The sequence below is a fragment of the Agromyces sp. GQ35 genome, assembly GCF_059758475.1.
On sequence record NZ_JCAXEO010000001.1, the window covers coordinates 1,566,318 to 1,591,083 of the forward strand.

A 24,766-nucleotide genomic window follows, 5' to 3' on the forward strand; every position below is an offset into this window, starting at 1 on the left:
CCATGAGGCATCCGCTCGGCCCGACCTACCATTGCCGCATCAGCCAACGTCGTCACCTCGCATCGGAGCAGCCATGACCCTCGTCGACACCCCGGTCACCACGACCGGAGGACCTTCGCTCGTGCAGGAGCGCCGCCTCGTCACCGCCATCCCGGGCCCGCGCTCGCAGGAGCTCCTGGCTCGCAAGGCGACCGCCGTCGCCGCGGGTGTCGGCCACACGCTGCCGATCTCGGTCGTCGCTGCCGGCGGCGGTGTCGTCGTCGACGCCGACGGCAACTCGCTCATCGACCTCGGCTCGGGCATCGCCGTCACCGGTGTCGGCAACTCCCACCCGCGCGTCGTCGAGGCCGTCACCGCACAGCTCGACGCCTTCACGCACACGTGCTTCACCGTCTCGCCGTACGAGGGCTACGTTGCCGTCGCCGAGAAGCTCAACGAGCTCACGCCCGGCGACCACGTCAAGCGCTCGGCACTCTTCAACTCGGGTGCAGAGGCCGTCGAGAACGCCGTCAAGATCGCGCGCCACTTCACGAAGAAGCAGGCCGTCGTCGCATTCGACCACGCGTACCACGGCCGCACGAACCTCACCATGGGGCTCACGGCGAAGAACATCCCCTACAAGAGCGGCTTCGGTCCGTTCGCCCCAGAGGTGTACCGCGCCCCGCTCAGCTACCCGTTCCGCGACGGCGGCCTCGACGGTCGCGAGGCGGCCGCCCGCGCGATCAGCCAGATCGAGAAGCAGGTCGGCGTCGAGAACCTCGCCGCGATCATCATCGAGCCCATCCAGGGCGAGGGCGGCTTCATCGTGCCGGCCGCCGGGTTCCTCCCGGCGCTCGTCGAGTGGGCGAACGCCAACGGCGTCGTCTTCATCGCCGACGAGGTGCAGACCGGATTCGCCCGCACGGGCGCCTGGTTCGCGAGCGAGCACGAGGGCATCGTGCCAGACCTGATCGTCACCGCGAAGGGCATCGCCGGTGGCCTGCCGCTCTCGGCCGTCACCGGTCGCGCCGAGATCATGGACTCGGCGCACGCCGGCGGCCTCGGCGGCACCTACGCCGGCAGCCCGATCGCCTGCGCCGCCGCGCTCGCCACGATCGACGCGTATGAGCACGACGGGCTGATCGCCCGCGCTCGCGAGATCGGCGCCGTGCTCATCGGCCGGCTCAACGCGCTGCGCACCGCCGATCCCCGCATCGGGGATGTGCGAGGCCGGGGCGCGATGGTCGCGATCGAGCTCGTCGACCCCGAGACGGGCGCACCCGACGCCGCCCTCACCAACGCGGTTGCGAAGTACGCCCACGCCAACGGCGTCGTGCTCCTCACCTGTGGCACCTACGGCAACGTGGTGCGCTTCCTGCCCCCGCTCACCATCTCCGACGAACTGCTCGTCGACGGCCTCGGCGTCGTCGCGGAAGGATTGAAGAACGCATGACCGAGCTCCTCGCGGCGACGACGGTGTCGACCGCAACGGATGCCGCAGCATCCGGCCACTCCGCAGCATCCACCGCGCACATCGCCACGCCCCTGACTGACGCGCGCTCGCAGCTCGCCGAGGCGATCAGCCTGCTCGGCTACACCGACGGGCTGCACCAGATGCTCGCGACCCCGCGCCGCGAGCTCAGTGTCGCGGTGCCACTCCGCATGGATTCCGGTGAGAGCCGGCTCTACCTCGGCTACCGCGTGCAGCACAACTTCTCACGCGGCCCCGCCAAGGGCGGCCTGCGCTACGCGCCGAACGTGAACCTCGACGAGGTGCGGGCGCTCGCGATGTGGATGACCTGGAAGTGCGCCCTGCTCGACGTGCCGTACGGCGGCGCGAAGGGCGGACTCGCGATCGACCCCCGCGAGCACTCCATGGCCGAGCTCGAGCGCGTGACCCGCCGCTACACGAGTGAGATCCTGCCGATCATCGGCCCGGAGCGCGACATCCCCGCGCCCGACATCGGCACCGACGAGCAGACGATGGCGTGGATCATGGACACCTACTCGGTGAACATGGGCTACACCGTGCCCGGCATCGTGACGGGCAAGCCCATCTCGCTCGGCGGTTCGCAGGGGCGGGCGAGCGCGACGTCGCGTGGGGTCACCCACATCGCGCTCGCCGCGCTCCGGCACGTGGGCATCGAGCCGTCGCGGGCGACCGCAGCGGTGCAGGGCTTCGGCAAGGTCGGCGCGGATGCCGCACGGTTCCTGTCGGAGGCCGGCGTGACCGTCACCGGAGTGAGCGACCAGTACGGCGCGATCTTCAACGCCGAGGGTCTCGACGTCGAGGCGCTCACCGACCACGTGCGCTCAACCGGATCGGTCGTCGGCTTCGCCGGGGCCGAGCCCATCGACGGCGCCGAACTGCTCGGCCTCGACGTCGACCTGCTCGTGCCGGCCGCCGTCGAGGGCGTGCTGCACGAGGGCAACGCCGAGGGCGTTCGCGCCACGGTCGTCGTCGAGGGCGCCAACGGGCCGACCACGCCCGCCGCCGACCGCATCATGCGCGAACGCGGCATCCTCGTCGTGCCCGACATCCTCGCCAACGCCGGCGGCGTCATCGTCTCCTACTTCGAGTGGGTGCAGGCGAACCAGGCCTACTGGTGGCGCGCCGACGAGGTCGAGGCCAGACTGGAGGAGCGGATGCTCAGCGCGTGGCGGCACGTGCTGGGGTACGCCGAAGCGCGGGGGCTCTCGCTTCGTACCGCCGCGACTGCGCTCGCCGTCGAGCGTGTCGCCGAAGCCCACAAGCTGCGGGGGCTCTACCCCTGATCGACTGCGGACCGAACACCGTCGGTCCGCATCCGCCGACCGGCCAGGTCGCCACTCACGGAACATCGAACGGACACCACGCATGACGAACGCAACACTGGAAGCCACCGTGCTCGACAAGATCAACGGCGGGCTCTTCATCGGCGGCGAATGGGTCGCCGCCGAGGGCGGCAAGACGCTCGCCGTCGTCGACCCGTCGACCGGAGGCACGATCAAGGAGATCGCGGATGCCTCGGTGGCCGACGGCACCCGCGCCCTCGACGCGGCCGTGGCCGCGCAGGACGCCTGGGCTGCCACCGCTCCGCGTGAGCGCGGCGAACTGCTGCGCCGTGCGTTCGACCTGCTGCAGGAGCGCAAAGAGGAGTTCGCCCTCCTCATGACGCTCGAGATGGGCAAGCCGCTCGCCGAGGCGCGCGGCGAGGTCGCCTACGGCGGCGAGTTCCTGCGCTGGTTCAGCGAAGAGGCCGTGCGCATCTCGGGCCGCTACGGCCTGAACCCCGAGGGCACGGGCCACATGGTCGTCTCGCAGCGCCCCGTCGGGCCGTCGTTCTTCATCACGCCGTGGAACTTCCCGCTCGCGATGGCGACCCGCAAGATCGCGCCGGCGTTGGCGGCCGGATGCACCGTGGTGATCAAGCCCCCGGCCCTCACGCCGCTCACGACCCTCGCGTTCGTGCAGTTGCTCGAGGAGGTCGGCCTGCCGGCCGGCGTCGTGAACGTCATCGCGACGTCGACCTCGTCGAAGGTCTCGGGCCCGATCATCGCCGACCCGCGGCTCCGTAAGCTGAGCTTCACGGGCTCGACCGAGGTCGGCCGCAGCCTCATGAAGGAAGCGGCCCAGGGCATCCTCCGCACCTCGATGGAGCTCGGCGGCAACGCGCCGTTCGTGATCTTCGACGACGCCGATCTCGACAAGGCGGTCGATGGCGCGATGCTCGCGAAGTTCCGCAACATCGGGCAGGCGTGCACGGCCGCGAACCGGTTCATCGTGCACGAGTCGGTCGCTGCCGAGTTCGGCAAGCGGGTCGCCGAGCGCGTGCAGGCGATGCGCGTCGGCCGCGGCACCGAAGACGGCATCGCGATCGGCCCGCTGATCGACGCGAAGGCGGTCGCCTCGACCGACGAGCTCGTCACCGACGCCGTGAGCAAGGGCGCGACGGTGCTCGCCGGCGGCAGCCCGATCGAGGGGGAGGGCACGTTCTACGCGCCGACCGTGCTCGGCTCGGTGCCCGCCGACGCCCGCCTGCTGCGTGAAGAGATCTTCGGCCCGGTGCTCGGCATCACGACCTTCTCGACCGAAGACGAGGCGGTGCGCCTTGCGAACAACACCGAGTACGGGCTCGTCTCGTACGTGTTCACCCAAGACCTCGCCCGCGGCCACCGCATGATCAACCGCCTCGCCACGGGCATGATGGGCCTGAACACGGGCCTCGTCTCCAACGCCGCCGCTCCGTTCGGCGGCATCAAGCAGTCGGGCATCGGCCGCGAGGGCGGGCTCGAGGGCATCCACGAGTACCTCGACACGAAGTACACCCTCATCCCCGTCAGCTGAGTCCCCCGTCGGTCGAGTAGCGAGCGCAGCGAGCGTATCGAGACCAACCGCTGAGTCTCGATACGGCCTGGCGGGCCTACTCGACCGGCGAACGCAATTCGCGCAGAGACAGGAAGAACAGAACCATGGAACGCATCGATTGCGACGTCGTCATCGTCGGCGCCGGGGCATCCGGCCTCACCGTCGCCAACCGCCTGCAGGACGCCGGCCGCTCGGTCGTCGTGCTCGAAGCGCGCGACCGCGCCGGCGGACGCCTGTGGACCGATGACATCGACGGCGCGATGCTCGAGATCGGCGGCCAGTGGGTCTCGCCCGATCAAGATGCGCTCATCGAGACGCTCGACGAGCTCGGCCTCGAGACGTACTCGCGCTACCGCGAGGGCGAGAACATCTACATCGGCCCCGATGGCGAGCTGAAGAAGTTCGAGGGCGAGATCTTCCCGGTGCCGCGCGCGACCGAAGAACAGATCGTCTCGCTCATCGACAAGCTCGACGCCCTCGTCGCCGAAATCGACCCCGACCGGCCGTGGGCGCACCCGCGCGCGAAGGAGCTCGACGAGATCTCGTTCGCGCACTGGCTCGAGACGCAGACCGACGACCTCGAGGCGCGCGAGAACATCGGCATGTTCATCGCGGGCGCCATGCTCACGAAGCCGGCGCACGCGTTCTCTGCGCTGCAGGCGCTGCTCATGGCCGCCTCCGCCGGTTCGTTCTCGAACCTCGTCGACGCCGACTTCATCCTCGACAAGCGCGTCGTCGGCGGCCTGCAGCAGGTGCCGCTGCTGCTGGCTGAACGGCTCGGCGGCGCCGTGCGCCTCGGCCAGGCGGTGCGCACCGTGCGATGGTCACCGGATGCCCCGGCGTCGGGTGTCGTCGCGGTGACCGGCTCGCTCGAGGTGCACGCGAAACACGTCGTGCTGGCACTGCCGCCGATCCTGATCAGCCGCATCTCGTACGAGCCGCCGCTGCCCCGCCGGCAGCAGCAACTGCACCAGCACCTCTCGATGGGCTTCGTCATCAAGGTCCATGCCGTCTACGAGACGCCGTTCTGGCGCGCGGCCGGGCTCTCGGGCACGGCGTTCAGCCCGTACGAACTCGTGCACGAGGCCTACGACAACACGAACCACGACGACCCGCGCGGCACGCTCGTCGGATTCGTCTCCGACGAGGAGGCCGACGGCGTCTTCTCGGTCACGCCAGAGGAACGCAAGGCGAAGATCCTCGAGTCGATGTCGCACTACTTCGGCCCCGAAGCGTTGAACCCGGTCGTCTACTACGAGAGCGACTGGGGCTCGGAGGAGTGGACCCGTGGCGCGTACGCCGCGAGCTTCGACATGGGCGGCCTCGCCCGATACGGCGCCGACCTGCGAGCGCCCATCGGCCCGATCCACTTCTCGTGCTCCGACATGGCGGGCAAGGGCTACCAGCACGTCGACGGTGCGATCCGCGTCGGCCGTGAGGTCGCCGCCGAGATCCTCGAGGTGGGCTGATGTCCGCTCCGACCCGTATCGTCGTCGGCTACATCGCGAACGACAGCGGCGCCGACGCCCTCGCACTCGCGACCCGCATCGCACGCGCAAGCGAGGCGGTGCTCGAGGTCGTCATCGTGCTGCCGAGCGAGGCGCGCACGAGCAACGTGCCGAAGGATGCCGGATACGAGCGTTTCCTCAGGGAACGCTCGCGCACGTGGCTGGCCGAGGCCTCCGCGGCGCTCGGCGACGAGGTCGCCCAGTCGCTGCACATCCGCTACGCGGAATCGTTCGCCGAGGGGCTCATCGCCGCCGCACACGAGTTCGAGGCGGCGCTCATCGTCGTCGGCGCCGCACGCGGCGGCATCCTCGGGCGCTCGCGCATCGGCTCCGTCGCGAACGAACTGCTGCACTCCTCCGACGTGCCGGTGGCGCTCGCCCCGGCCGGTTCGCGAGAGGTGTCGCCCGGGCAGGGCGTCACCCGCATCACCGCCGCGGTCGGCACTCGACCGGGCGCAGAAGGACTGCTCGAGGCATCCGTTCGGCTGGCCCGGCTGACCCACGCGCCGCTGCGGCTGCTCTCGCTCGTCTCCATCGACCTGCCAGCCGGCATGGACGAACAGCTCGCCGAGCTCACGAGCACGGTGCACGCCGACGAAGTGCTGCTCGCCGCCCGGCGCACGCTGCCACCGACCGTGGAAGCCACCGCGGTCACCGCGAAGGGCGCCACCATCGAGGCCGCCGTGCAATCGCTCGACTGGCATGCCGGCGAGCTCGTGCTCGTCGGCTCCAACCGGCTCGCCACGCCGAGTCACCTGTTCCTCGGCTCGACGGCGGCGAAGATGCTGCGCGAACTGCCGGTGCCGATGATCGTGGTGCCGCGCACCGCGACGCCCGGCGCCACGAACTGATCGACGGAAAGAGACCGCAATGACGCACCCCTCAGAATCGAATGCGCCCCTCACGGAGGCGTCTCGCGCCATCGACGGCTCATCGCACGGCATCTCGAAGAAGGGCCTCTCTGCCGGGTCCGTCGGCCTGATCGGCGCGATCGTCATCGGCATCTCCTGCATCGCACCCGCGTACACGTTGACGGCGGCGCTCGGCCCGACGGTGTCGGAGGTCGGCGTGCAGGTGCCGGCGATCATCCTCGTCGGTTTCATCCCGATGCTGCTGGTCGCGTTCGGCTATCGCGAACTCAACCGCCGAATGCCCGACTCGGGCACCTCGTTCACGTGGGCGACGCGCGCGTTCGGCCCGTGGGTCGGCTGGCTCGCCGGCTGGGGTCTCATCGCCGCGACGATCCTCGTGCTCTCGAACCTCGCGGGCATTGCGGTGGACTTCCTGTTCCTCCTGATCTCGCAGATCGCCGGGAACCCCGACATCGCAGGCATCGCGGCGAACCCGCTCGTGAACGTCGTGGTGTGCCTGCTGTTCATGCTCGGCGCGACCTGGATCTCGTATCGCGACATGCAGACCACGCAGAAGCTGCAGTACTGGCTCGTCGGCTTCCAGGTGCTCGTGCTCGTGATCTTCTCGGTGGCCGCACTCGCCGAGGTCGCGAACGGCAACGCCTTCGACGCCACGGCGATCGATCTCTCGTGGTTCAACCCGTTCGCGGTCGAGTCGTTCTCGTCGTTCGCGGCCGGCCTCTCGCTCTCGATCTTCATCTTCTGGGGCTGGGACGTCACGCTGACGATGAACGAGGAGACCCGCGGCTCCGAGAAGACGCCCGGCCGTGCTGCGACCATCACCGTCGTCATCATCGTGGTGCTCTACCTGCTCATCGCGGTCTCGCTCATCGCCTTCGCGGGCGTCGGCGACGGTGAGTTCGGCCTGGGCAACCCCGACATCCAGGACAACGTGTTCTTCCACCTCGCCGGTCCGATCCTCGGCCCGCTCGCGGTGCTCGTCTCGCTCGCGGTGCTCACGAGCTCGGCGTCGTCGCTGCAGTCGACCTTCGTCTCGCCTGCGCGCACGCTGCTGGCGATGGGGCACTACGGAGCCCTGCCCGAGAAGTTCGCGAAGGTCAGCCCGCGCTTCTTCACGCCCGGGTACGCGACGATCGTCTCGGCGGTCGTCGCCTCGGCCTTCTACGCGGTCATGCGCTTCGTGAGCGAGAACGTGCTGTGGGACACGATCACGGCCCTCGGCATGATGATCTGCTTCTACTACGGCATCACGGCGTTCGCGTGCGTCTGGTTCTTCCGCTCGGTGTGGTTCCGCTCGGTGCGGAACTTCGTCTTCACGCTGCTGTTCCCGCTCGTCGGCGGCGTGATCCTCGCCGTGCTGTTCTTCACGACGCTGATCGACAGCATGGACCCCGACTACGGCAGCGGCTCGAACCTCTTCGGCCTGGGGCTCGTCTTCGTGCTCGGCATGGTGGTGTTGCTCTCGGGCGTCGTCATCATGCTCTGGCAGTGGCGCAAGCGCCCGGCCTTCTTCCGCGGCGAAACGCTCTCACGGGCGGTCGCCGAGGACTGATCGCGGACGCCTCGCGGCGCGGGCGGATCCTTGAGGGCGCGGTCCCGTCGGACCGCGGCGGCATCTGTCAGTCAGACCTCAGCTAGTTCTGTCGCCGCAATTGCGCAAGGAGCTCGGGGCCTCGGCGGTCGAGTGTGTCGCCGCCGACCCGCACGCCGATGACGAGCAGCACCGTGCCGAGCACGATGCCGAGCGCGAGCGAGATCCAGCCGTAGACGACCTGGCCGGTCGTGAAACCGATGATGGCGAAGACGAGCTCGGGAAGCACGAGGATCGCGAGGATGGTCCACGTCACGAGCAGCGACAGCGTCAGGCTGAAGCCGCCACCGGGTTTCGACTTGAACGGGCTTTCGCCAGGAGCGGGCACGGCGAAGATGAGCCTGCCCGAGATCAGCGACGACAGCGCGAACCCGCTGAGGAGCACGCCGATCGTGATGCCGAGCAGCCCGGGCAGCGCGATCCATGCGCCCGTCAGCCAGACCGTGCCGAGCACGACCAATAGCGAAAGTGGCACGGCGAAGACCGCGAGCGCCAGAACCCGCCCGATCCGGTCGTCGCGACCGCTGACGCCCATCTGCAGGTGCAGCGCGAACGCGGTGTTGTCGTACGAGACGTCCGTGTAGATCGACATCGCGAGCAGCACGGCGATGATGGGCCCGACCGCGTTGAGGGGCGTCAAGTCGTCGTTCGTGCCGGAGTACACGAGCACGAAGACCGGCACGAGCGGCAGCGTGATCAGCGACTGCGCGTACCGGGGGTCGCGGATCCAGTACGTCAGGGCCCTGGCTGCGACGGCTCCCGACGGCGTGCCGGGGAAGCGGCCGAAGAACCCGAGGCCTCGCTTCGCTGCTTTCGCCGGACCCGACCGCGCGGGCGTTTCCAGGGCCTTGGCGAGCCCCCACCGCCAGAGGAGCGCGAACCCGGCCAGTGTCGCGACGCCGATCAGGAACTCGACGCCGGCGCGGCCGAAGTCGCCGGCGGCGACGTCGGCGGGAACAGCCCAGATGGCACCGAGTGGCGTCCATGCGATGACCGATGCGATCTGCGGAAGGGCATCGAAGGTGTCGCCCACCAGCCGCTGCAGGCCGAGGATGATCGGCCCCAGGAGGATCAGCGGGATGAAGACGACGAGACCCTTGGCCTCGCGGAACCGCCGGCCCTCACCCACGATCGAGGCGAGCGCGACGAGCATTCGCGATCCGACGACGCAGGTGAGCACGCCGATCGCGGCGCACACGATCGCGACGATCGCGGCGAGCGGAGCCTGCCACCACGTGAGGGCGGTGGCCAGCGCGGCGATCGAGGTCACGATGCCGGGAACCCCGAGCACGCCGCTCACGGTGAGCCCCACGAGCAATGTGGGGAGCGGGATCGGGAACGACACCAGCCGTGAGGGCTCGACGGTCTGGTCGATGCCCGACGTCAGCACCGGCAGGAACGTCCAGCCGAGGATGAGCGCGGCGCCCGCGAGCACGGTGACGGCGCGGACGATGTCGGCCGGCGCGAAGCTGAGGCTGAACAGCCCGACGACGACGCCGACCATGATCCCGAAACCGTAGAGCGTGCCGATCACGACCGCGACCAATTGCCACGGACTCTTCCGCAGCGAGTTCCAGAGGAGCAGGAACCGGAGCCTTACGAGAGTCGCAACCACTCGGGTCCTCCTCCCGCTCGGCGTCCGCCCACGAGATCCACGAACCGGTCCTCGAGCGTCGAGCCGGCGCGCACCTCATCCGTCGTGCCCGAGGCGAGCACGCGGCCCTCGCCGATGATCGCGACATGGTCGCACATGCGCTGTACGAGGTCCATCGCGTGGCTCGAGACGATGACGGTGCCGCCCGATCGCACGAACCCGTCGAGGATGTCGCGGATGTTCGCCGCCGACACCGGATCGACGGACTCGAACGGCTCGTCGAGGACGAGCAGCTGCGGGGCGTGCACCAGCGCGCACGCGAGCGCGATCTTCTTCGTCATGCCCGCCGAGTAGTCGACGACGAGGGTGCCCCCGGCGCTTTCGAGGTCGAGCAGCTGCAGCAACTCGGCCGCGCGTCCGGCGACCAGTTCGCGAGGCAGCCCGCTCAGCAGCCCCGCATACGTCACGAGCTGGATGCCGGTCAGCCGATCGAACAGCCGCACGCCGTCGCTGAGGATCCCGACGAGCTTCTTCGTCTCCACCAGATCGCGCCAGACATCCACGCCGTGGATGCGGATCTCACCGGCATCTGGTCGCAACAACCCCGTGGCCATCGACAGCGTCGTCGTCTTGCCGGCGCCGTTCGGTCCGACCAGCCCGAAGAACGACCCGCTCGGCACGTCGAGGTCGAGGCCTGAAACGGCGACCTTCTCGTCGAAGCGCTTGACAAGCCCCCGAATCTCGAGCGCCGGCGCAGCACCGGCCGCCCTGGGTCGAGCAGCGTCCGTCATGGAGATCTCCGATCCGATCGTCTTCCGCAAACGCTCCAACCCTACGAATCCCCGGGCACTCGCGGATCCCCCGCGCGACGGATTCAGCGCCGCGGGACACAACGAGAGTGGCGCATGCGTCGTGCAACGAGTCGGCATGCGACATCCGCCGTTCGTATGCTTACGGATCATGCGTCGCAACACTTCCAAACCGGCCGTGCTGGTCGCCGCCATCGGCTTCGTGCTGGTCGCTGCGTACGCTGCCCTGGGTGCGCTCCAGATTCTGGTGCTGAACCCCGTGGCCGCCGCGCCAGGTCTCACGCTCGACGAGATTCAGGCAGCGTTGGCGGCGGCGGATGAATCGGTCACCCCTGTTCCGGTCGTCATCTTCGTCTGCCTCGCCCTCGTGCTCGCGAGCACGGTCGTGGTGTGCGCCATCGCGGCACAGAACGCACCTCCCCAACTCGTCGCGATCTTGATGCTGCTCATCCTCGCGTTCGGTGCCCCCGCCTACTTCGCAGCGTCGTTCCCCATGGGCATGGCGCTCGCGGATACGTTCATGATCTCCGGCGGTGACCGCTCACGCTGGTCGACACTGCTCTACGTCACGAGCGCCATCGCACTCGTGTTGTCGATCGCACTGTCGGTCATGCTCGCTCTTCGCAATCGCCGGAGCTCGCGCGTCGCGCACGACCTCTAGTCCTGAGTCCGCACAACGCTTGACCTTGTCACCGTGACAAGGTGTTGTATGGCATCCGGAGGTGTTCACCATGACCGATACACGCACCGAGATCGAGGCGTCGCAACTCCGGGCTGCTTTGAGAGCTCCCGTGGCATCCGCTCGATTGCAGGCCGCGTTGACAGCGGGCACGCACCCGGCACCCGAGTACGTGCGCGTGCTGGTGGCCCAGTGCGGCATCGAGACCGACTTCTATGTTCGCGACATGCTGACCTGGGCGCTCACTCGACACGACCGCGACACCACTGTCGATCTGCTGCTGGCAGAGCTCGGCTCCGACACCGCGCAGGCGAGAAGCCAGGCGCTGCACACGTTCTCCAAGCTCGGCGACGCGCGCGCGTGGCCGGCGATCACGACGGCGTTGCTGACTGACGATGACGACGAGGTGGCGCGAGCAGCCTGGCGCACCGCGGCCGGTCTCGTTCCCGAAGAGCGGAAGGGCGCGCTCGCGCGTACTCTCGCGACCCAGTTCGGGAGAGGCGAACGCGAGCTGCAACGGAGCTTGAGCCGCGCGTTCGCGACGCTCGGTGCGCCAGCAACGGCAGTCGTCGATGAGGCGTCGACGGCGGAGAACCCGAGCGTGCGTACCCACGCCATCGCGACCGCGTACGTGATGAGCAACCCCGATCACGGCTTCGACGCGGCCGTCGCGGAGGCGCAGCGCATCGTCGCCTTGCAGGCAGCACCCACGATCTTGCAGGCAGCGCCAACGATCGAGGAATAGCCCGTGCTGATCGGAGAGGTTGCCGAACGCACCGGCATCAGTGCTCGGATGCTCCGACACTATGACCGCATCGGAGTTGTCACTCCGAGTGAGCGCACACCAGCGGGGTATCGCCAGTACACGGATGGTGACCTGCGGCGGCTGTTCCAGGTGGAAGGACTGCGCTCGCTCGGGCTCACCCTCACCGAGATCCCGGCCGCCCTCGCCGACGAACAACTGACGGTGAGCGGCATGGTCGCGCGGCTCGTCGACCGCGCCCGCACGCAGCTCGCCCAGGCAGAGGAGCTACTCGCGCGACTCGAACATGTGCAGATGGCCGGCCCGGAAGGGTGGCCAGACGTGATGCGCACGATCGGACTCATGCGAGGGTTCGACGGGGATGACCCCTCGACACGGCAACGCCATGCTCTCTCGATCATCGACGGCGACCACCGCGACGTCGCCGTGCTGGTCGAGGCGGCGCTTCGCGAGCCCGACCCCAACGCCTTCGGAGCGATCCAATGGGCCATCGTCCAAGTTGGCGACGCCGCCATCCCACTGCTCGACGTCGCCCTCAACGACCCGGTCGCGCATCGCCGGCACCGTGCCCTCGAGGTGCTCGAGAAGATCGATTCGCTCGCGACCCGAGCGGTGCTCGTCCAAGCGAGAGATCACGACGACCTCCGCATTCGCTCTCGTGCACACCTGGTACTCGGGCGCTCAGGAGATGCCACGTCCATCTCGTCGATCGTCGAGCTTGTCGCACTCGGCCACGGAGACATGGAGGCGGCCGACGTGCTTGAACGACTCGCCGTGGACCACGGTCTTGGCGATGCCGTGGTTCAGAGCATTGTCGAAGCGACGAGTTCGGCCGACGCCGCGGGCCGAAGACGCCTCGTTGCCGCGCTTGCATCGATACCCGGCGATCAGGCAACGGAAGCTCTCGACCTGCTTCTGCGTGATCCCGATCGGTCCGTCGCGCTCACTGCGAAGGGGCTTCACGGCCGCCGGCCGGCCGCCGGGACCCCTCGTCATTCATGAACGACGGATTGTCAGCGAAGGCTCGCGACCGGGTCTCGTGACGAGAATAGAGTCGCCTCATGAGCAGAACAGACCGCGCGAGTCTTCTCCTCCACGTTCCTCGCGAAGAGGTGTTCGCGGCCCTCACGAGTGAGGCCGCGCTGGTCGGCTGGTTGCCGCCGAAGGGCATGCAAGCCCGGTTCGAGCGGTTCGACATGCGCACCGGCGGGTCGTACCGTCTCGTGCTGACGTACGACGACGCATCCGATTCGCCCGGCAAGTCCTCGCCGGACTCGGATGTGTCCGAGGTTCGCATCCCGCGAGTCGATCCGGGCGAGCGGGTCGTGCAGGAGATCGACTTCGAGTCGGACGACCCCGCCATGCAGGGGACCATGCAGATGGAGTGGCAGCTGCGGAGCGTCGACGAGGGAACGATCGTCGAGATCGTGGCACGCAACGTCCCGGCGGGGATCCGTGCTCGCGATCACGCAGAGGGGATCACCTCGTCGCTCTCGAACCTGGCTGCGTACCTCGAACCCGACGCCGGGGTCCCCGAGGAGGACGATGGCATCGAGGCGACCGAATTCGCGTCGCTCGACGACCTCCTCGATCACCTCAGCGGGCCCGACGACAACTGATCGTCATCGCGCCTGCGCGATCATCGCCTCCGCGATGTCGGTGACAGTGTCGCCGTCCTTCGACTGCACCTGGTACGCGGTCGCCCCGATCGAGAAAAGCAGCGAGCAGTAGGTGCTCGTGCCCTCGCCGCATGCAATCAGCGCGCGCTCGCCCTCGATGGCGCCGGCGAGCGCGACTGATTCGAGCGCGGCGGATGCGTCGGCGGTCGTCGCCACCACGTCGAGCACCGGTGCGAGCCCGCGGCCGACGGTGATCATCGTGAACGGCAGATCGAAGTCGGCGACCTGGCAGATGTAGAGACCGACGACGTCGGCGGGGGTACCCGCTCGCACCATGGTGGTGCGTTCGAGGGAGAGCCCCTCGACCCCGAGCGCTGCGCCGATACCCACCGAGTCGAGAGCACCGTCGCACTCGCGACCGCCGGAGGTGTCGAGCCGTGGCCAGGCGAGTTGCTCAGGGGCGGCCGTGCCCACGGCATCGAGCACCGATCGGGTCGCCGGTTCCAGCTGCGTGACGATCGGGCCGCCGAGGCCCTGGTAGCGCGACCGGCCGATACCCCATCCGGCGGCGCGCATCGTCACCGTCACCGCAGCGTCGCCGGCGGCCGTGTAGACGCCGCACCCCGGATCGCCGCAACTCGCGACCGCGTCGACACCGGCGAATGTGGTGAGCTCCTCGTGTTCGCCGCCGCCGATCGCCCAAGCGTGCCACCCGGCTGCGCCGCCGGGGAGCACCTCGACGGTCAGGTACGCCCAGTCCTCGCCCTCCGTCGCCCCCATCGCCTCGCCGGGCGGGTCACCCGCGCGCCACGAGCACGAGAGCCCGCCTGCGGCATCCGTGATGTAGTCGTCGAGGTTCGCGGTCGGGCGCACCGCCGGAACGACCTCGGGAGGCACGCCATCGGCTCCCGTCAACGCGACGGCCACGTCGTCGGAGTCGACGAGATCGTCGCAACTCAGCGCCGCCACGGGCGTCGGCGTCGGGGCGACAGAGGGCGTCGCCGAGTTCGTCGGCTCAGGTGGCATCAGCACGCAGCCCGCGAGCAGAATGGAAAGAGCCCCCGTGGTCCCGGCTACGACCACCCACCGCCCGAAGTTGCGCATTTCGCCATCGTAGGGGCGAGGCGCCTGTGCGCGAGTCAGGGCCGTCACTGGGCTGCGTATGTGGCTCGGGCGGCTCGACCTCGACTGAGCGGATGCCTCTTCCGCCCGCGGCATCCGTATCGATACGGTGAACCGTGGGCGCCCCGTTCGCGGGCGCGAGAAATGGGGAACCCGAATGGCTGCAGTCGACGACATCATCGCCAACCTCCCGATCGGCGACATCGCCGCGAAGCTCGGTGTCGACGAGGCGACCGCGAGAAAGGCGGTCGACGACGCGCTGCCGGCGCTGCTCGCCGGAATGGGCGCCAACGCCGCCGATCCCGCTGGTGCTGCTTCGCTCGAGAAGGCGGTCGCGAAGCACGACCCCAAGCTCATCGAGGGCGGTGTCAACCTCGACGACGTCGATGAAGACGACGGCAAGAAGATCGTGAAGAACGTGTTCGGCGGCAACACCGACCAGGTCGTGAAGGCCCTCGACAAGAAGGAGGGCGGGGCGGGCGAGCTGATCGGCAAGCTCCTGCCGATCCTCGCGCCGATCGTGCTGAGCTTCCTCGCCGCCCAATTCCAGAAGAAGCAGGCCGAACCGGCTGCCGCGTCGAAGGAATCGAGCGGCGGCGGTATCGGCGACCTGCTGGGTGGCCTGCTCGGCGGAGGGTCTGGGTCGTCGGGCACCGGCGGCGGAGGCGGCATCGACCTCGGCGGCCTCGTCGGCGGCCTCCTCGGCGGCGGGTCGAGCTCCGGCGGATCGGGCGGCGGTCTCGGCGACCTGCTGGGTGGCCTGCTCGGCGGCGGCAAGCGCTGAGCCTCACGCCGGTCGAGTAGTGCGCTGCGCCCCTCCGCCGGTCGGGTAGGGAGCGAAGCGAGCGTATCGAGACCTCTTGCGGGGTCTCGATACGCGCCCTCCTTCGTCGGTCGCTCCTCGACCGGCGGGTGGCCGCGTTCGTCGGTCGCTCCTCGACCGGCGGGGCGGACCTCACTGCATAGACTGGCGGGGTGCCAGTGAACCCCGAGCTGCAGGGGCGGGTCCTCCCGCCCACCGAGCCCTACCTCGTCGGTCGCGAGAAGGTGCGCGAGTTCGCGCGCGCGGTCTTCGCGACGAATCCGATCAACCTCGATCCAGAGGCGGCCCGCGCCGCAGGGTACCGCGATGTCGTCGCCCCGCCGACGTTCCCGATCGTCGTGCAAGAGCGCACGCTCGCCCAGTTGCTGGCCGAGCCCGACGCCGAGATCGACTTCTCCCGCGTCGTGCACGGCGACCAGCGGTTCAGCTACACCCGCCCGGTGGTCGCGGGCGACCTGCTCACCGCGACCCTCACCGTCTCGAGCGTGAAGTCGCTCGGCACCCACTCGATCGTCGTCGCCGAGTCGGTCATCGTCGACGCCGACGGCGCCCACGTGGTCACCGCCGTGTCGCAGCTCGTCGTGCGAGGAGAAGACTGATGCCCGCCCCCGACTTCGCATCCCTCTCCGTCGGCGACGTCGTCGCCGAGCGGTCCTTCCCGCTCACGCGCGACTCGCTCGTGCGCTACGCCGGCGCCTCGGGCGACTTCAACCCCATCCACTACCGCGACGACGTCGCCGCCGAGGTCGGCCTGCCGGGCGTGCTCGCCCACGGCATGCTCACCATGGGTCTCGCCGTGCAGCCCGTCGTCGACTGGGCGGGCGACCCCGGCCGCATCGCCGACTACCAGGTGCGGTTCACCCGCCCGGTCGTCGTCGATCCGCAAGCGGGCGCTGCCATCGACGTCACCGCCAAGGTCGGACAACTCGACGAGGCGGCATCCGTCGCCCGCATCGACCTCACCGTGACGGTCGGCGACGAGACGGTGCTCGGCAAGGCGCAAGTGCGCGTTTCGCTCGCCTGACATGAGCGGCGACATCCGCTTCTCGGAACTCACGACGCTGCAGGTCGGCGGCCCCATCGATCGACTCGTGACGGCCACGACGCAGCGCGACCTCGTCGACCTCGCGGCCGAGACCTGGGCGACGGATGCCCCGTGGCTCGCGCTCGGCGGCGGGTCGAACCTGCTCGTCGGCGACGAGGGTTTCGAGGGCACGGTCATCAGGGTGGCGACTCGCGGCATCGAGGTGCTGCCGACCCGCCGGTCGAGGCTCGGGTCGAGTAACGACGAAGGAGCGTATCGAGACCAAGACGAAGCAGCACGTCGAGATACCGACGAGCACTCCGCACGCCTGCGCGTGCAGGCCGGCGAGTCGTGGGACGACCTCGTCGCGTGGACCGTCGAGCACGGCTACTCGGGCATCGAGGCGCTCTCGGGCATCCCCGGTTCGGTCGGCGCTGCCCCCGTGCAGAACATCGGGGCCTACGGGCAAGAGCTCGCGTCGACGCTCGTCGCGATCGAGTTCCTCGACGAGGGCGCCGATGCACCGCGCCGCATGACGGCCGACGAGCTCGAACTCGACTACCGCACCTCGGTGCTGAAGCAGGGTCTGCGCGGCATCGTCGTGACCGTGGAGCTCGAGTTGCACGACACGTCCGCCGAGCGCGCCGTGCTCGGCGAGGCGCTCGGCCGGCCGATCGCCTACGGGCAGCTGGCCGACGCGTTGCACGTGCAGCAGGGCGACCGGGTGCCGATCGCGAAGGTGCGAGAGAGCGTGCTCGCACTGCGCGCGTCGAAGGGCATGGTGCTCGACCCGGCCGACCCCGATTCGGTGAGCGCCGGCTCGTTCTTCACCAACCCCATCGTCAGCGAGCACGTCGCCCGATCTCTGCCGGCATCGGCGCCTCGATGGTATGTCGAGCCCGAAGAGCCCGACGAGGTCGTGCCGCTCGGCTCGCTCGCTTCAGGCACGCCGCTCGACGCGTTCCTCGCGCACCAGGCCGAGCTCGAGGCATCCGATGCCGGGGCGGTCGACGCGGTCGAGCCCGAGCTCGGGCCGCTCGTGAAGCTCTCGGCGGCGTGGCTCATCGAGCAGTCGGGCATCCGCCGTGGCTTCGCGCTGCCTGGTTCGCGAGCGGCGATCTCGTCGAAGCACACCCTCGCCCTGACCAACCGCGGCGGTGCCACGGCCGAGGAGATCGCGGCGCTCGCGCGGTACGTGCAGAGCCGGGTGCAGGCCGAGTTCGGCATCGTGCTCCGGCCCGAGCCGGTGCTCGTCGGCGTCGAGCTGTAGCCGCTGCACCTGCGCGCTGCGCCGCAGCCCGTGCCCGCGCGCCTGCGCCCGCTCGGCTGCGCCCGCCCGCTCGGCTGCGCCCGCACTGACCTGCCCGCTCGGCTGCGCCCGCCCGCCCGCCTGCTCCCGCACTGACCTGCCCGCTCGGCTGCGCCCGCGCCCGCCCGCCCCCCGCCTACGCCGGCGGCGAAGTGACGCGAATCGACCCTCACCTGAGCGGCAGGGTCGATTCGCGTCACTTCACCGAGTGCGTTTGCGACGGGTCGGCGTGCCCGGGGCAGAGGTTCAGTGGGCGTGGGTGCGCTCGCCACGGCGGATGAGGCCGACGATGCCGAACAGCGCCATGGTGACGCCGAGCGCGACGACCGCGTAGAGGGCGGCGGCGAGCGGGCTCAGCGTCGTGAGCCAGCCGCCGACGGCGTCGCGGCGAGACGGGTCGATGAGGATCCAGAGCGTCGTGGCGGCGGCGGAGCCGAAGAGCACTGCCCAGGCGATGGCTCCCCATCGCACGGTCGGTCGCGCCGAGGCCGGTGCGGCCGACACGGGTGGCGCTGCCATCGCGTCCGCACTCGGCGGGGCCGGTGGAGTGTCGCCGACGGGAGTGCTCCAGTCGGCGAGGATCGCAGTGACGGCGGTCTCGGCTGAATCGGCCGGCCGCGCGGAGGCGGAGCTGGAGGCGGAGGAGGGGGTGTTCATGGTCACGATCAGGTTCCTTCCCGAATCTCGATGTGCACGGTGCCTGAGCCCTGTTCGAGCACGATCCTCGCGTCGACCGGGTCATCGCCCGCGGTGTATTCGCGAACACCGCTCTCGCCGCCGAGCAGCAGTGCCCCTCGGTCCAGGCCGCCGATCCGCGGAGTCGAGCTCGAAGAGAAATCAGGTGACATCACGACGACATCGACGTGGCCGGCTCCGCTCGCGTCGAGCACGACCTCGGCGTTCGGTTCGACGATGATCCAGGTGTCGCCGGTGCCCTGTCGGAGTTCGACGACGGGCGCCACGTCACGGATCCCCGGGGTCGCATGGATGTACGCATCGCCATAGGGCTGCACGAGCCGTTGCGAGTGGCTGAGCTGCACGCTGTGTCCGGGAAGCACGAAGACACCCTGCGGCATGATCGTCGCCGCGAGCACAGCGATTCCCATCGCGACCGCCGTCAGCGTCGTCAAGAACGCGAGCCCGCCGCTGCGCCGGCGCCGAAGACCGGCGACGAGCATTCCCATGGCGAGCACGAGGGTCGAGACCGCGAGCGCGATCGGGATCGCGAATCCGGCGACATCCGGCGTGCCCAGCGACCAGATGGCCGCGATCGAGCCGGCCACGGCGCCCAGTCCGAGAAAGGTGAAGACGAAGGCGGCACTCGCTCGCGGGCGGTTGGTGCGCCGGATTGCTCGCGCCTCGTCGGCCTGCGCCGTGAGCAGGCGCGCCTTCTCCTTGTTCTCGGCGGCTGCGTAGGCTCGCGCGGCGCGTTCGGCCTCATCGTGGCCGGCCCGCCACTCGGCGTGCGAGACACGCCAGGCCTCGTGCTGTGCGCGCCACTCGGCGATCGCCGCTGCGTCGGCTCCCTGCGCGGGAACCGGCGGCTCGGCGTTCGGCACGGCTGCGGCGAATCCGGCCGCGCCCGCGGCAGCGGTCGGGGCCGGCGGGGCTGGGGCTGGCGGGGCCGGCGCGACCGCGCGTTCGACCGGTTCGGCCGACTCCGTTCCGGCCGCGCCCGCGGCAGCGGTCGGGGCCGGCGGGGCTGGGGCTGGCGGGGCCGGCGCGACCGCGCGTTCGACCGGTTCGGCCGACTCCGTGCCCCCCGCAGTTCGTGCAACGTCAGCGGCGAACGCGAACGATGCAGGGCCGGTCGTCGCCGGGGCATCCGATGCGAACGCCGTGGTGGTCGAGTGGTACCCCGGAGCGGCGGCGGTCGCCGCGGAAGCCATTCGCGGCCCGCCACCGCCCGGGGGGTTCTGGGAGGCCCGTCGTGCGAGCCAGATGACGAGTGCGACGATCGCGCCGACGACCATGAGCACCCACAGCACACGCAGCGGCCAGGCGAGGTTGAACCCGAAGATCGGGTCGCTGATCGTCGGCCAGTCGGGCCACCAGCGCCAGCCGAGCCAGCCCCCCTGCACGAGCGGGATGAGCCCGATCACGCCCATGACGGCGATGCCGACCATCGCCGGGTCGACGATGCCGCGGGTGAGGCGCTCGAAGTGGATCTCGCCATCGGTGTCGGGCAGCAGCAGCCACGCGACCGCGTAGAGCAGCACGAGCGGCGCACCGAGCACCGCGATCACCACGACGATGCCGCGCACGATGATCGGGTCGATGCCGAGGCGAGCGGCGACACCTGCGCAGACGCCGCCGAGCCAGCCGACGCGACGCGGCACGCCGAGCTGCCGGAGCCAGGCGTAGAAGCCGGTGCCGGTGCCCGGCGCGGCCGCGGCATCCGCTCGCTTGTCAGTACCTGCCGCGCCGGGTGCACCGGAGTATGGAGCCGAGCCGGTCGCCCCTTCGGCGGACTGGCCGGGCGCCGCGGAGTCCCCCTTCGCGTCGCCGTGCACTGGGTCCGCCTCTGGGGCAGTCGGGTTCGTCTCCATGCTTCGATGCTGGCAGGGCCACGGGATGCTTCGCCATGGGGTGAATCCCTGATTCGACCCTGAGCGTGGCGCACCGGCCGAGGCCGCAGGGCAGGGGTCTGCTTGGATGGCAGCATGGACAGCTCGGCGGGGAATGCAGCGGATGCCGCGGCATCCGCCGACACTGCCGTTGCCGCGCCGCCGACCGTCGGAGCTTCCTCGGTCGGTGCCGTCGCTCGTATGACCCGGCCTCGCGACTGTCTCGCGACCGGCGTCGCCGCCGGCCTCGCCGACCACCTCGGCTGGCCGGTCTGGCTCGTGCGCGCGGGCTTCGCCGTCGCGACGCTGGCGGCCGGGGCCGGTCTGCTGCTCTACGTGTGGTTGTGGGTGTTCACGCCGTGGGGCGAGGGAGAAGCACGGCCGAGCCGGCGAGCGCCGGTGGCGTGGCTGCTCGTCGCGGCGGCCGCCGTGTGCCTGCTCGGCGTCTGGATCGCCAGCGGCGTCTGGACCCTGGCAGCCGCGCAGAGTGCGGGGTCACGGAGCCTCACGACGCTCGCGGGCATCGCGCTCGCCGTCGCGGCTGCAGCGTGGGCGACGCTGATCGACCGCCCCGACCCGGCTCGCGGGCCCCGCCACGAACTCGCGATCCGCACGCTCGCGACCGTGCTGCTGGCCATCACGGCGTTGATGCAGATCTTCGTCGTGAGCCGTCAATCGGACACCGTCGTGAGCTTCGGCGTCGCGCTCGCCGCGGTGCTCGGCATCGCGCTCGTCTACGTGCCGACGCTCATCGCCGCGTGGCGCGAGCTCAGTGCCGAGCGCACGAAGCGCATCCGCGAAGAGCAGCGCAGCGAGATCGCCGCCCACCTGCACGACTCGGTGCTGCAGACCCTCGCCCTCATCCAGAACCGGGCGGGCGCGACGAGCGAGGTCGCCCGCATCGCCCGGGCGCAGGAGCGCGAGCTGCGCGACTGGCTCTTCGCGGGCGATGCGCCGGCCGACAGCGACCTCGGCACCGACCTTCGCGACTTCGGCGCCGCCCTCGAGATCGAGTACCCCGTGACCGTCGACGTGGTCGTCGTGGGGGAGTCGCGCGAGAGCGCGAGCGGCGAGGTGGCCGCTGCCGCGCGCGAGGCGATGCTCAACGCCGCCCGCCACGCCGGCGGCGAGGTGTCGGTGTACGTCGAGTCCTCGCCCGACGCCGTGGAGGTGTTCGTGCGCGACCGCGGGCCGGGCTTCGCGATCGACGAGGTGCCGGGCGACCGGCTGGGCGTGCGCGAGTCCATCATCGGCCGCATGCGTCGCTCGGGTGGTTCGGGCGAGGTGCGGCCCGGCAGCGGCAGCGTCGGCACCGAGGTGCGACTGCGGTTCCCCGCCGAGCGAACGGAGTCAGCGCGTGGCTGAGCGTGTGCGCGTCGTGATCGTCGACGACCATTCGATCTTCCGTTCGGGCCTGAAGGCCGACCTCGACGACTCCGTCGAGGTGGTCGGCGAGGCGCACGACGTCGAGTCGGCGGTGCAGGCGGTGACGGATGCGGCGCCAGACGTCGTGCTGCTCGACGTGCACCTGCCCGGGGTCGCGGTGCCGGCGGGCACGAGCGGCGGGGCCGAGGTCATCCGGCGCGCCGCGGCATCCGTGCCCTCGACCCGCTTTCTCGCACTCTCGGTCTCGGACAAGGCCGAAGACGTCGTCGGCGTCATCCGCGCCGGTGCCCGCGGCTACATCACGAAGGGTTCGTCGGGCGCCGACGTCAGCCGCGCCGTGCAAGCGGTCGCGGGCGGCGACGCCGTGTTCTCGCCGAAGCTCGCGGGCTTCGTGCTCGACGCCTTCGGCGCCGCGGTCGGCGAGACCGCCTCAGCGAGTGACGAGCTCGACCGGCTCTCGGCCCGCGAGCAGGAGGTCATGCGGCTGATCGCCCGCGGCTACGCCTACAAAGAGGTCGCGGCCGAGCTCTTCATCTCGACGAAGACGGTCGAGACGCATGTCTCGGCCGTGCTGCGCAAGCTGCAACTCTCGAGCCGGCACGAGCTCACGGCCTGGGCGAACGCCCGGCGCCTGCTCTAGCTCACCCCTCGTTGCGAGCAGCGCTCGCGGGTCGATACACGTCGAGCGCCAGCGGAACGATGCGCACGCTCGTGCGGTAGCCGGGCGACGTGGTGCGGGTGGATGCCTCCGCGGGAGCCTCGATCGACACCTCGCCGTCGTGCGCGAACCCCGGCGGCTGCCCGTGCCGGGGTCGCACGAGCACCTCGATCGTCTCGCTCGTGAACGACTCGAGTCGCTTCGGCAGCAACCGGATGCGCCGGAGCACCGCGCTCGTTCGGCGCCCGAAGGCCAGCGCACCGGCCGCGCGCACCCGAGCGTCGGCGTGCAGCATGCGCACGTCGAGCACGCCGTCGTCGAGCCTCCGTCGCTGCATCGGTGCGGCGATGCCAGGGTCGTTCCGCCCGACGCCCACGTACAGGGTCCACAGCCGTGCCCGGCGCCCGTTGACGACCACGGTCACCGGCGCTGAGCGGCGAAGCACCCGCACGGCGGCGATGAGGGCGGCGGGCCACTTGCCCCAGCGGCCTTCGCGTTGCTCCCGTTCGGCGACGAAGTCGGGGTAGAGGCCCACCGAGGCGGTGTTCAGCACCGTGATGGGTGAGCCGTCGGCGAAGCGCAGCTCTGCGACATCCGCTCGCACCCCCTCGCCTCGCTGGAGCGCGTCGATCGCAAGGTCGACGGATTCCGCGCCCGCCGTGCGTGCGAAGTGATTGAACGTGCCGCCGGGCACGACGAGGAGCGGCAGCCCCGCGGTGCGTGCCACGTGCGCCACGGCGGCGACGGAACCGTCTCCACCGCACACGCCCAGAATGCGCGGTGGTTTCTCGCGGGCGAGCGCGGCGCGCGCGGCATCCCCCGGCTCGTCGCCATCGTCGAGCACGAGCACCTCGGCGCGCGGCAGCCGCCGCTCGATCACCGGGAGGGGGTCGCTGCGCAGCACGCTCGTGCCGGATGCGCGGTTGACCACGATGACGACGCCGTCGCCGTCGTCCGACGTCGGCAGGCGGCGGTCTGCACCGGTCGGCGCCCAGGCGTCGAGCCGGTTCGCCCCTCGGTGCACGACGAGGGCGCCGAGCCCGGCCACCCCGGCCCCGAGCGCGACGCCGCCGATGACGTCGGACAGCCAGTGCGCGCCCGTGTGCAGCCGCGAGTACGCGACGCTGAGCGCGGCCGGTGCCAGGGCGGCGCCGAGGCGCGGCGACTCGATCGCGATTCCTGCAGCGAAGGCCGCGGCACTCGCCGAGTGCCCGGAGGGGAACGACGGGGTGATGGGCGACTTCGGCAGGTGGCGGCCGATGGGAACGTCGGCGAGCAGCGGCCGGTCGCCGCCGAAGACCCGCTTGGCGATCACGTTGGTGAGGGCGCTCGCGACGAGCAGCGAACCGAGTCCCCGCGCGGCCGTACGTCGACGCCCGGTGACGGCGAGCACGCCGGCGATGGTCCACCAGAGCACGCCGCGATCGGCGAATCCCGAGACGCGCGACCAGAGCCGATCGGCCACGGGGTGCGAGCGGCGCGCGTTCACGGCGCGTGCCGCCGCGGCATCCGCTCGCCGGACCCAGGCGGGCAGGATCTTCGTGCGTTGTACGGCGACGCGTACGTTCCGGAACACCACGCCGTCATCGTAGGCGCGTCGCATCGGGGGCGTCGACGGGTTGTCAAATGGACCTGGCATCAGGGCCGGCCCGCGAGCCGACTCTGCGAGCCGACCCCGCGAGCCGAACCGTGCCCGGCGCCGCTTGAGTCGTCTAGACCTGACCCCAGAATGCGTCCTCGCTGGGACCGTCCTCCGAGAACAGGTGCACTTCGACGATCTTTCCGTCGCGAACGGTGAGCAGGTCGACGCCGGCCATGTCCATGGAAGCGCCCGCTCGGCTTCCGGTGAACCGCACCGGCACTGCGACGAGCTCACCGTTGACCATCGACGGTCCGGTGACCTCGAGGTGGAAGCTGCCTTCGCTCACCTCCATCATCCCGCCGAGCAGGCCGCCGACTCCGTCGAGGCCGTGGTGGTCGCCGGAGAACCGGTTGGCGCCCGGCTGGTGCCACGTGACGCCATCGCTGAACTGCGCCATCACCGTCGGGATGTCACCGCGGCCGAGGGCGTCGAAGTAGGTTGCCGCAACTGTTGCAGGGTGCTGTTCGGTCATC

The 24,766-nt window shown here is 70.3% G+C and carries 23 protein-coding genes; 16 read left to right on the top strand and 7 right to left on the bottom strand.

The window, feature by feature from the left end:
• Nucleotides 1-73: 73 nt before the first annotated feature.
• The 6 genes from gabT to AC6CH0_RS07300 all read left to right on the top strand — a co-directional run bounded on the left by gabT (nucleotide 74) and on the right by AC6CH0_RS07300 (nucleotide 8,259).
• Nucleotides 74-1,432: a 4-aminobutyrate--2-oxoglutarate transaminase gene (gene gabT, locus AC6CH0_RS07275; RefSeq protein ID WP_498099221.1), complete on the top strand. Its 1,359-nt coding sequence runs from the start codon at nucleotides 74-76 to the stop codon at nucleotides 1,430-1,432.
• Nucleotides 1,429-2,754: a Glu/Leu/Phe/Val family dehydrogenase gene (locus AC6CH0_RS07280; RefSeq protein ID WP_498099223.1), complete on the top strand. Its 1,326-nt coding sequence runs from the start codon at nucleotides 1,429-1,431 to the stop codon at nucleotides 2,752-2,754. The genes gabT and AC6CH0_RS07280 overlap by 4 nt, the downstream gene beginning before the upstream one ends.
• A gap of 82 nt (nucleotides 2,755-2,836) precedes the next feature.
• Nucleotides 2,837-4,306: an NAD-dependent succinate-semialdehyde dehydrogenase gene (locus tag AC6CH0_RS07285; protein WP_498099225.1), complete on the top strand. Its 1,470-nt coding sequence runs from the start codon at nucleotides 2,837-2,839 to the stop codon at nucleotides 4,304-4,306.
• Between the two features lie 125 nt (nucleotides 4,307-4,431).
• Nucleotides 4,432-5,796, top strand: coding sequence for a flavin monoamine oxidase family protein (locus AC6CH0_RS07290; protein WP_498099227.1), 1,365 nt, complete (start codon nucleotides 4,432-4,434; stop codon nucleotides 5,794-5,796).
• A complete protein-coding gene (locus tag AC6CH0_RS07295; protein WP_498099229.1) occupies nucleotides 5,796-6,686 on the top strand; it encodes a universal stress protein in 891 nt (296 codons plus the stop codon). Before AC6CH0_RS07290 ends, AC6CH0_RS07295 begins: the two co-directional genes overlap by 1 nt.
• A gap of 19 nt (nucleotides 6,687-6,705) precedes the next feature.
• The gene (locus tag AC6CH0_RS07300) at nucleotides 6,706-8,259 is read left to right on the top strand and encodes an APC family permease (RefSeq protein WP_498099231.1); all 1,554 of its coding nucleotides are present in this window, start codon (nucleotides 6,706-6,708) and stop codon (nucleotides 8,257-8,259) included.
• An 82-nt stretch (nucleotides 8,260-8,341) separates the two neighbouring features.
• Here AC6CH0_RS07300 and AC6CH0_RS07305 read toward each other — a convergent pair whose 3' ends face one another.
• Together AC6CH0_RS07305 and AC6CH0_RS07310 are read right to left on the bottom strand one after the other, a co-directional pair.
• A complete protein-coding gene (locus AC6CH0_RS07305; RefSeq protein WP_498099233.1) occupies nucleotides 8,342-9,913 on the bottom strand; it encodes a transporter in 1,572 nt (523 codons plus the stop codon).
• Nucleotides 9,895-10,683 carry an ABC transporter ATP-binding protein gene (locus AC6CH0_RS07310; RefSeq protein WP_498099235.1) on the bottom strand — a complete coding sequence of 263 codons (789 nt, stop codon included), beginning with the start codon at nucleotides 10,681-10,683 and terminating at the stop codon, nucleotides 9,895-9,897. Before AC6CH0_RS07310 ends, AC6CH0_RS07305 begins: the two co-directional genes overlap by 19 nt.
• 169 nt (nucleotides 10,684-10,852) lie before the next feature.
• Between AC6CH0_RS07310 and AC6CH0_RS07315 the strand changes: the two genes are divergently transcribed.
• The 4 genes from AC6CH0_RS07315 (at nucleotide 10,853) to AC6CH0_RS07330 (ending at nucleotide 13,762) form a co-directional block, all read left to right on the top strand.
• A complete protein-coding gene (locus AC6CH0_RS07315; protein ID WP_498099237.1) occupies nucleotides 10,853-11,362 on the top strand; it encodes a hypothetical protein in 510 nt (169 codons plus the stop codon).
• Between the two features lie 70 nt (nucleotides 11,363-11,432).
• Entirely contained in the window at nucleotides 11,433-12,125 is a 693-nt protein-coding gene (locus AC6CH0_RS07320; protein WP_498099239.1) for a HEAT repeat domain-containing protein, read from the top strand.
• A 3-nt stretch (nucleotides 12,126-12,128) separates the two neighbouring features.
• A complete protein-coding gene (locus tag AC6CH0_RS07325; RefSeq protein ID WP_498099241.1) occupies nucleotides 12,129-13,145 on the top strand; it encodes a MerR family DNA-binding transcriptional regulator in 1,017 nt (338 codons plus the stop codon).
• 59 nt (nucleotides 13,146-13,204) lie between these two features.
• On the top strand, nucleotides 13,205-13,762 hold the full coding sequence (locus AC6CH0_RS07330) for an SRPBCC domain-containing protein (protein WP_498099243.1): 558 nt from the start codon (nucleotides 13,205-13,207) through the stop codon (nucleotides 13,760-13,762).
• A gap of 3 nt (nucleotides 13,763-13,765) precedes the next feature.
• Here the strand turns inward: AC6CH0_RS07330 and AC6CH0_RS07335 are convergent, their stop codons facing one another.
• Nucleotides 13,766-14,866: a hypothetical protein gene (locus tag AC6CH0_RS07335; protein WP_498099245.1), complete on the bottom strand. Its 1,101-nt coding sequence runs from the start codon at nucleotides 14,864-14,866 to the stop codon at nucleotides 13,766-13,768.
• Between the two features lie 175 nt (nucleotides 14,867-15,041).
• Here AC6CH0_RS07335 and AC6CH0_RS07340 point away from each other — a divergent pair, with 175 nt between their 5' ends.
• From AC6CH0_RS07340 to AC6CH0_RS07355, 4 genes are all read left to right on the top strand, one after another.
• A complete protein-coding gene (locus AC6CH0_RS07340; protein ID WP_498099247.1) occupies nucleotides 15,042-15,668 on the top strand; it encodes a DUF937 domain-containing protein in 627 nt (208 codons plus the stop codon).
• A gap of 191 nt (nucleotides 15,669-15,859) precedes the next feature.
• Complete coding sequence (locus tag AC6CH0_RS07345; protein WP_498099249.1) at nucleotides 15,860-16,306, top strand: FAS1-like dehydratase domain-containing protein; 447 nt, start codon at nucleotides 15,860-15,862, stop codon at nucleotides 16,304-16,306.
• Nucleotides 16,306-16,731: a MaoC family dehydratase gene (locus AC6CH0_RS07350; protein WP_498099251.1), complete on the top strand. Its 426-nt coding sequence runs from the start codon at nucleotides 16,306-16,308 to the stop codon at nucleotides 16,729-16,731. Before AC6CH0_RS07345 ends, AC6CH0_RS07350 begins: the two co-directional genes overlap by 1 nt.
• Before the next feature lies 1 nt (nucleotide 16,732).
• Entirely contained in the window at nucleotides 16,733-18,001 is a 1,269-nt protein-coding gene (locus AC6CH0_RS07355; RefSeq protein WP_498099253.1) for a UDP-N-acetylmuramate dehydrogenase, read from the top strand.
• A gap of 285 nt (nucleotides 18,002-18,286) precedes the next feature.
• On the opposite strand, the gene AC6CH0_RS07360 is transcribed toward AC6CH0_RS07355, so the two are convergent.
• Nucleotides 18,287-18,703, bottom strand: a complete 417-nt coding sequence (locus AC6CH0_RS07360) for a hypothetical protein (RefSeq protein WP_498099255.1) — start codon at nucleotides 18,701-18,703, stop codon at nucleotides 18,287-18,289.
• Between the two features lie 2 nt (nucleotides 18,704-18,705).
• Complete coding sequence (locus AC6CH0_RS07365) at nucleotides 18,706-20,589, bottom strand: PspC domain-containing protein (RefSeq protein ID WP_498099257.1); 1,884 nt, start codon at nucleotides 20,587-20,589, stop codon at nucleotides 18,706-18,708.
• Nucleotides 20,590-20,703: 114 nt separating this feature from the next.
• Between AC6CH0_RS07365 and AC6CH0_RS07370 the strand changes: the two genes are divergently transcribed.
• Together AC6CH0_RS07370 and AC6CH0_RS07375 are read left to right on the top strand one after the other, a co-directional pair.
• The gene (locus AC6CH0_RS07370; protein ID WP_498099259.1) at nucleotides 20,704-21,972 is read left to right on the top strand and encodes an ATP-binding protein; all 1,269 of its coding nucleotides are present in this window, start codon (nucleotides 20,704-20,706) and stop codon (nucleotides 21,970-21,972) included.
• The gene (locus tag AC6CH0_RS07375; RefSeq protein WP_498099261.1) at nucleotides 21,965-22,633 is read left to right on the top strand and encodes a LuxR C-terminal-related transcriptional regulator; all 669 of its coding nucleotides are present in this window, start codon (nucleotides 21,965-21,967) and stop codon (nucleotides 22,631-22,633) included. Before AC6CH0_RS07370 ends, AC6CH0_RS07375 begins: the two co-directional genes overlap by 8 nt.
• Nucleotide 22,634: 1 nt before the next feature.
• Here AC6CH0_RS07375 and AC6CH0_RS07380 read toward each other — a convergent pair whose 3' ends face one another.
• Entirely contained in the window at nucleotides 22,635-24,230 is a 1,596-nt protein-coding gene (locus AC6CH0_RS07380) for a bifunctional phosphatase PAP2/diacylglycerol kinase family protein (RefSeq protein ID WP_498099263.1), read from the bottom strand.
• 133 nt (nucleotides 24,231-24,363) lie between these two features.
• Nucleotides 24,364-24,765: a nuclear transport factor 2 family protein gene (locus tag AC6CH0_RS07385; protein WP_498099265.1), complete on the bottom strand. Its 402-nt coding sequence runs from the start codon at nucleotides 24,763-24,765 to the stop codon at nucleotides 24,364-24,366.
• Nucleotide 24,766: the final 1 nt, after the last annotated feature.

Coding starts and splice junctions, on each gene's coding strand:
- AC6CH0_RS07310 (WP_498099235.1), bottom strand. CDS start 10,683: ATGACGGACGCTGCTCGACCCAGGGCGGCCGGTGCTGCGCCGGCGCTC.
- AC6CH0_RS07355 (WP_498099253.1), top strand. CDS start 16,733: ATGAGCGGCGACATCCGCTTCTCGGAACTCACGACGCTGCAGGTCGGC.
- AC6CH0_RS07335 (WP_498099245.1), bottom strand. CDS start 14,866: ATGCGCAACTTCGGGCGGTGGGTGGTCGTAGCCGGGACCACGGGGGCT.
- AC6CH0_RS07385 (WP_498099265.1), bottom strand. CDS start 24,765: ATGACCGAACAGCACCCTGCAACAGTTGCGGCAACCTACTTCGACGCC.
- AC6CH0_RS07330 (WP_498099243.1), top strand. CDS start 13,205: ATGAGCAGAACAGACCGCGCGAGTCTTCTCCTCCACGTTCCTCGCGAA.
- AC6CH0_RS07370 (WP_498099259.1), top strand. CDS start 20,704: ATGGACAGCTCGGCGGGGAATGCAGCGGATGCCGCGGCATCCGCCGAC.
- AC6CH0_RS07320 (WP_498099239.1), top strand. CDS start 11,433: ATGACCGATACACGCACCGAGATCGAGGCGTCGCAACTCCGGGCTGCT.
- AC6CH0_RS07295 (WP_498099229.1), top strand. CDS start 5,796: ATGTCCGCTCCGACCCGTATCGTCGTCGGCTACATCGCGAACGACAGC.
- AC6CH0_RS07340 (WP_498099247.1), top strand. CDS start 15,042: ATGGCTGCAGTCGACGACATCATCGCCAACCTCCCGATCGGCGACATC.
- AC6CH0_RS07290 (WP_498099227.1), top strand. CDS start 4,432: ATGGAACGCATCGATTGCGACGTCGTCATCGTCGGCGCCGGGGCATCC.
- AC6CH0_RS07280 (WP_498099223.1), top strand. CDS start 1,429: ATGACCGAGCTCCTCGCGGCGACGACGGTGTCGACCGCAACGGATGCC.
- AC6CH0_RS07365 (WP_498099257.1), bottom strand. CDS start 20,589: ATGGAGACGAACCCGACTGCCCCAGAGGCGGACCCAGTGCACGGCGAC.
- AC6CH0_RS07315 (WP_498099237.1), top strand. CDS start 10,853: ATGCGTCGCAACACTTCCAAACCGGCCGTGCTGGTCGCCGCCATCGGC.
- AC6CH0_RS07350 (WP_498099251.1), top strand. CDS start 16,306: ATGCCCGCCCCCGACTTCGCATCCCTCTCCGTCGGCGACGTCGTCGCC.
- AC6CH0_RS07285 (WP_498099225.1), top strand. CDS start 2,837: ATGACGAACGCAACACTGGAAGCCACCGTGCTCGACAAGATCAACGGC.
- gabT (WP_498099221.1), top strand. CDS start 74: ATGACCCTCGTCGACACCCCGGTCACCACGACCGGAGGACCTTCGCTC.
- AC6CH0_RS07300 (WP_498099231.1), top strand. CDS start 6,706: ATGACGCACCCCTCAGAATCGAATGCGCCCCTCACGGAGGCGTCTCGC.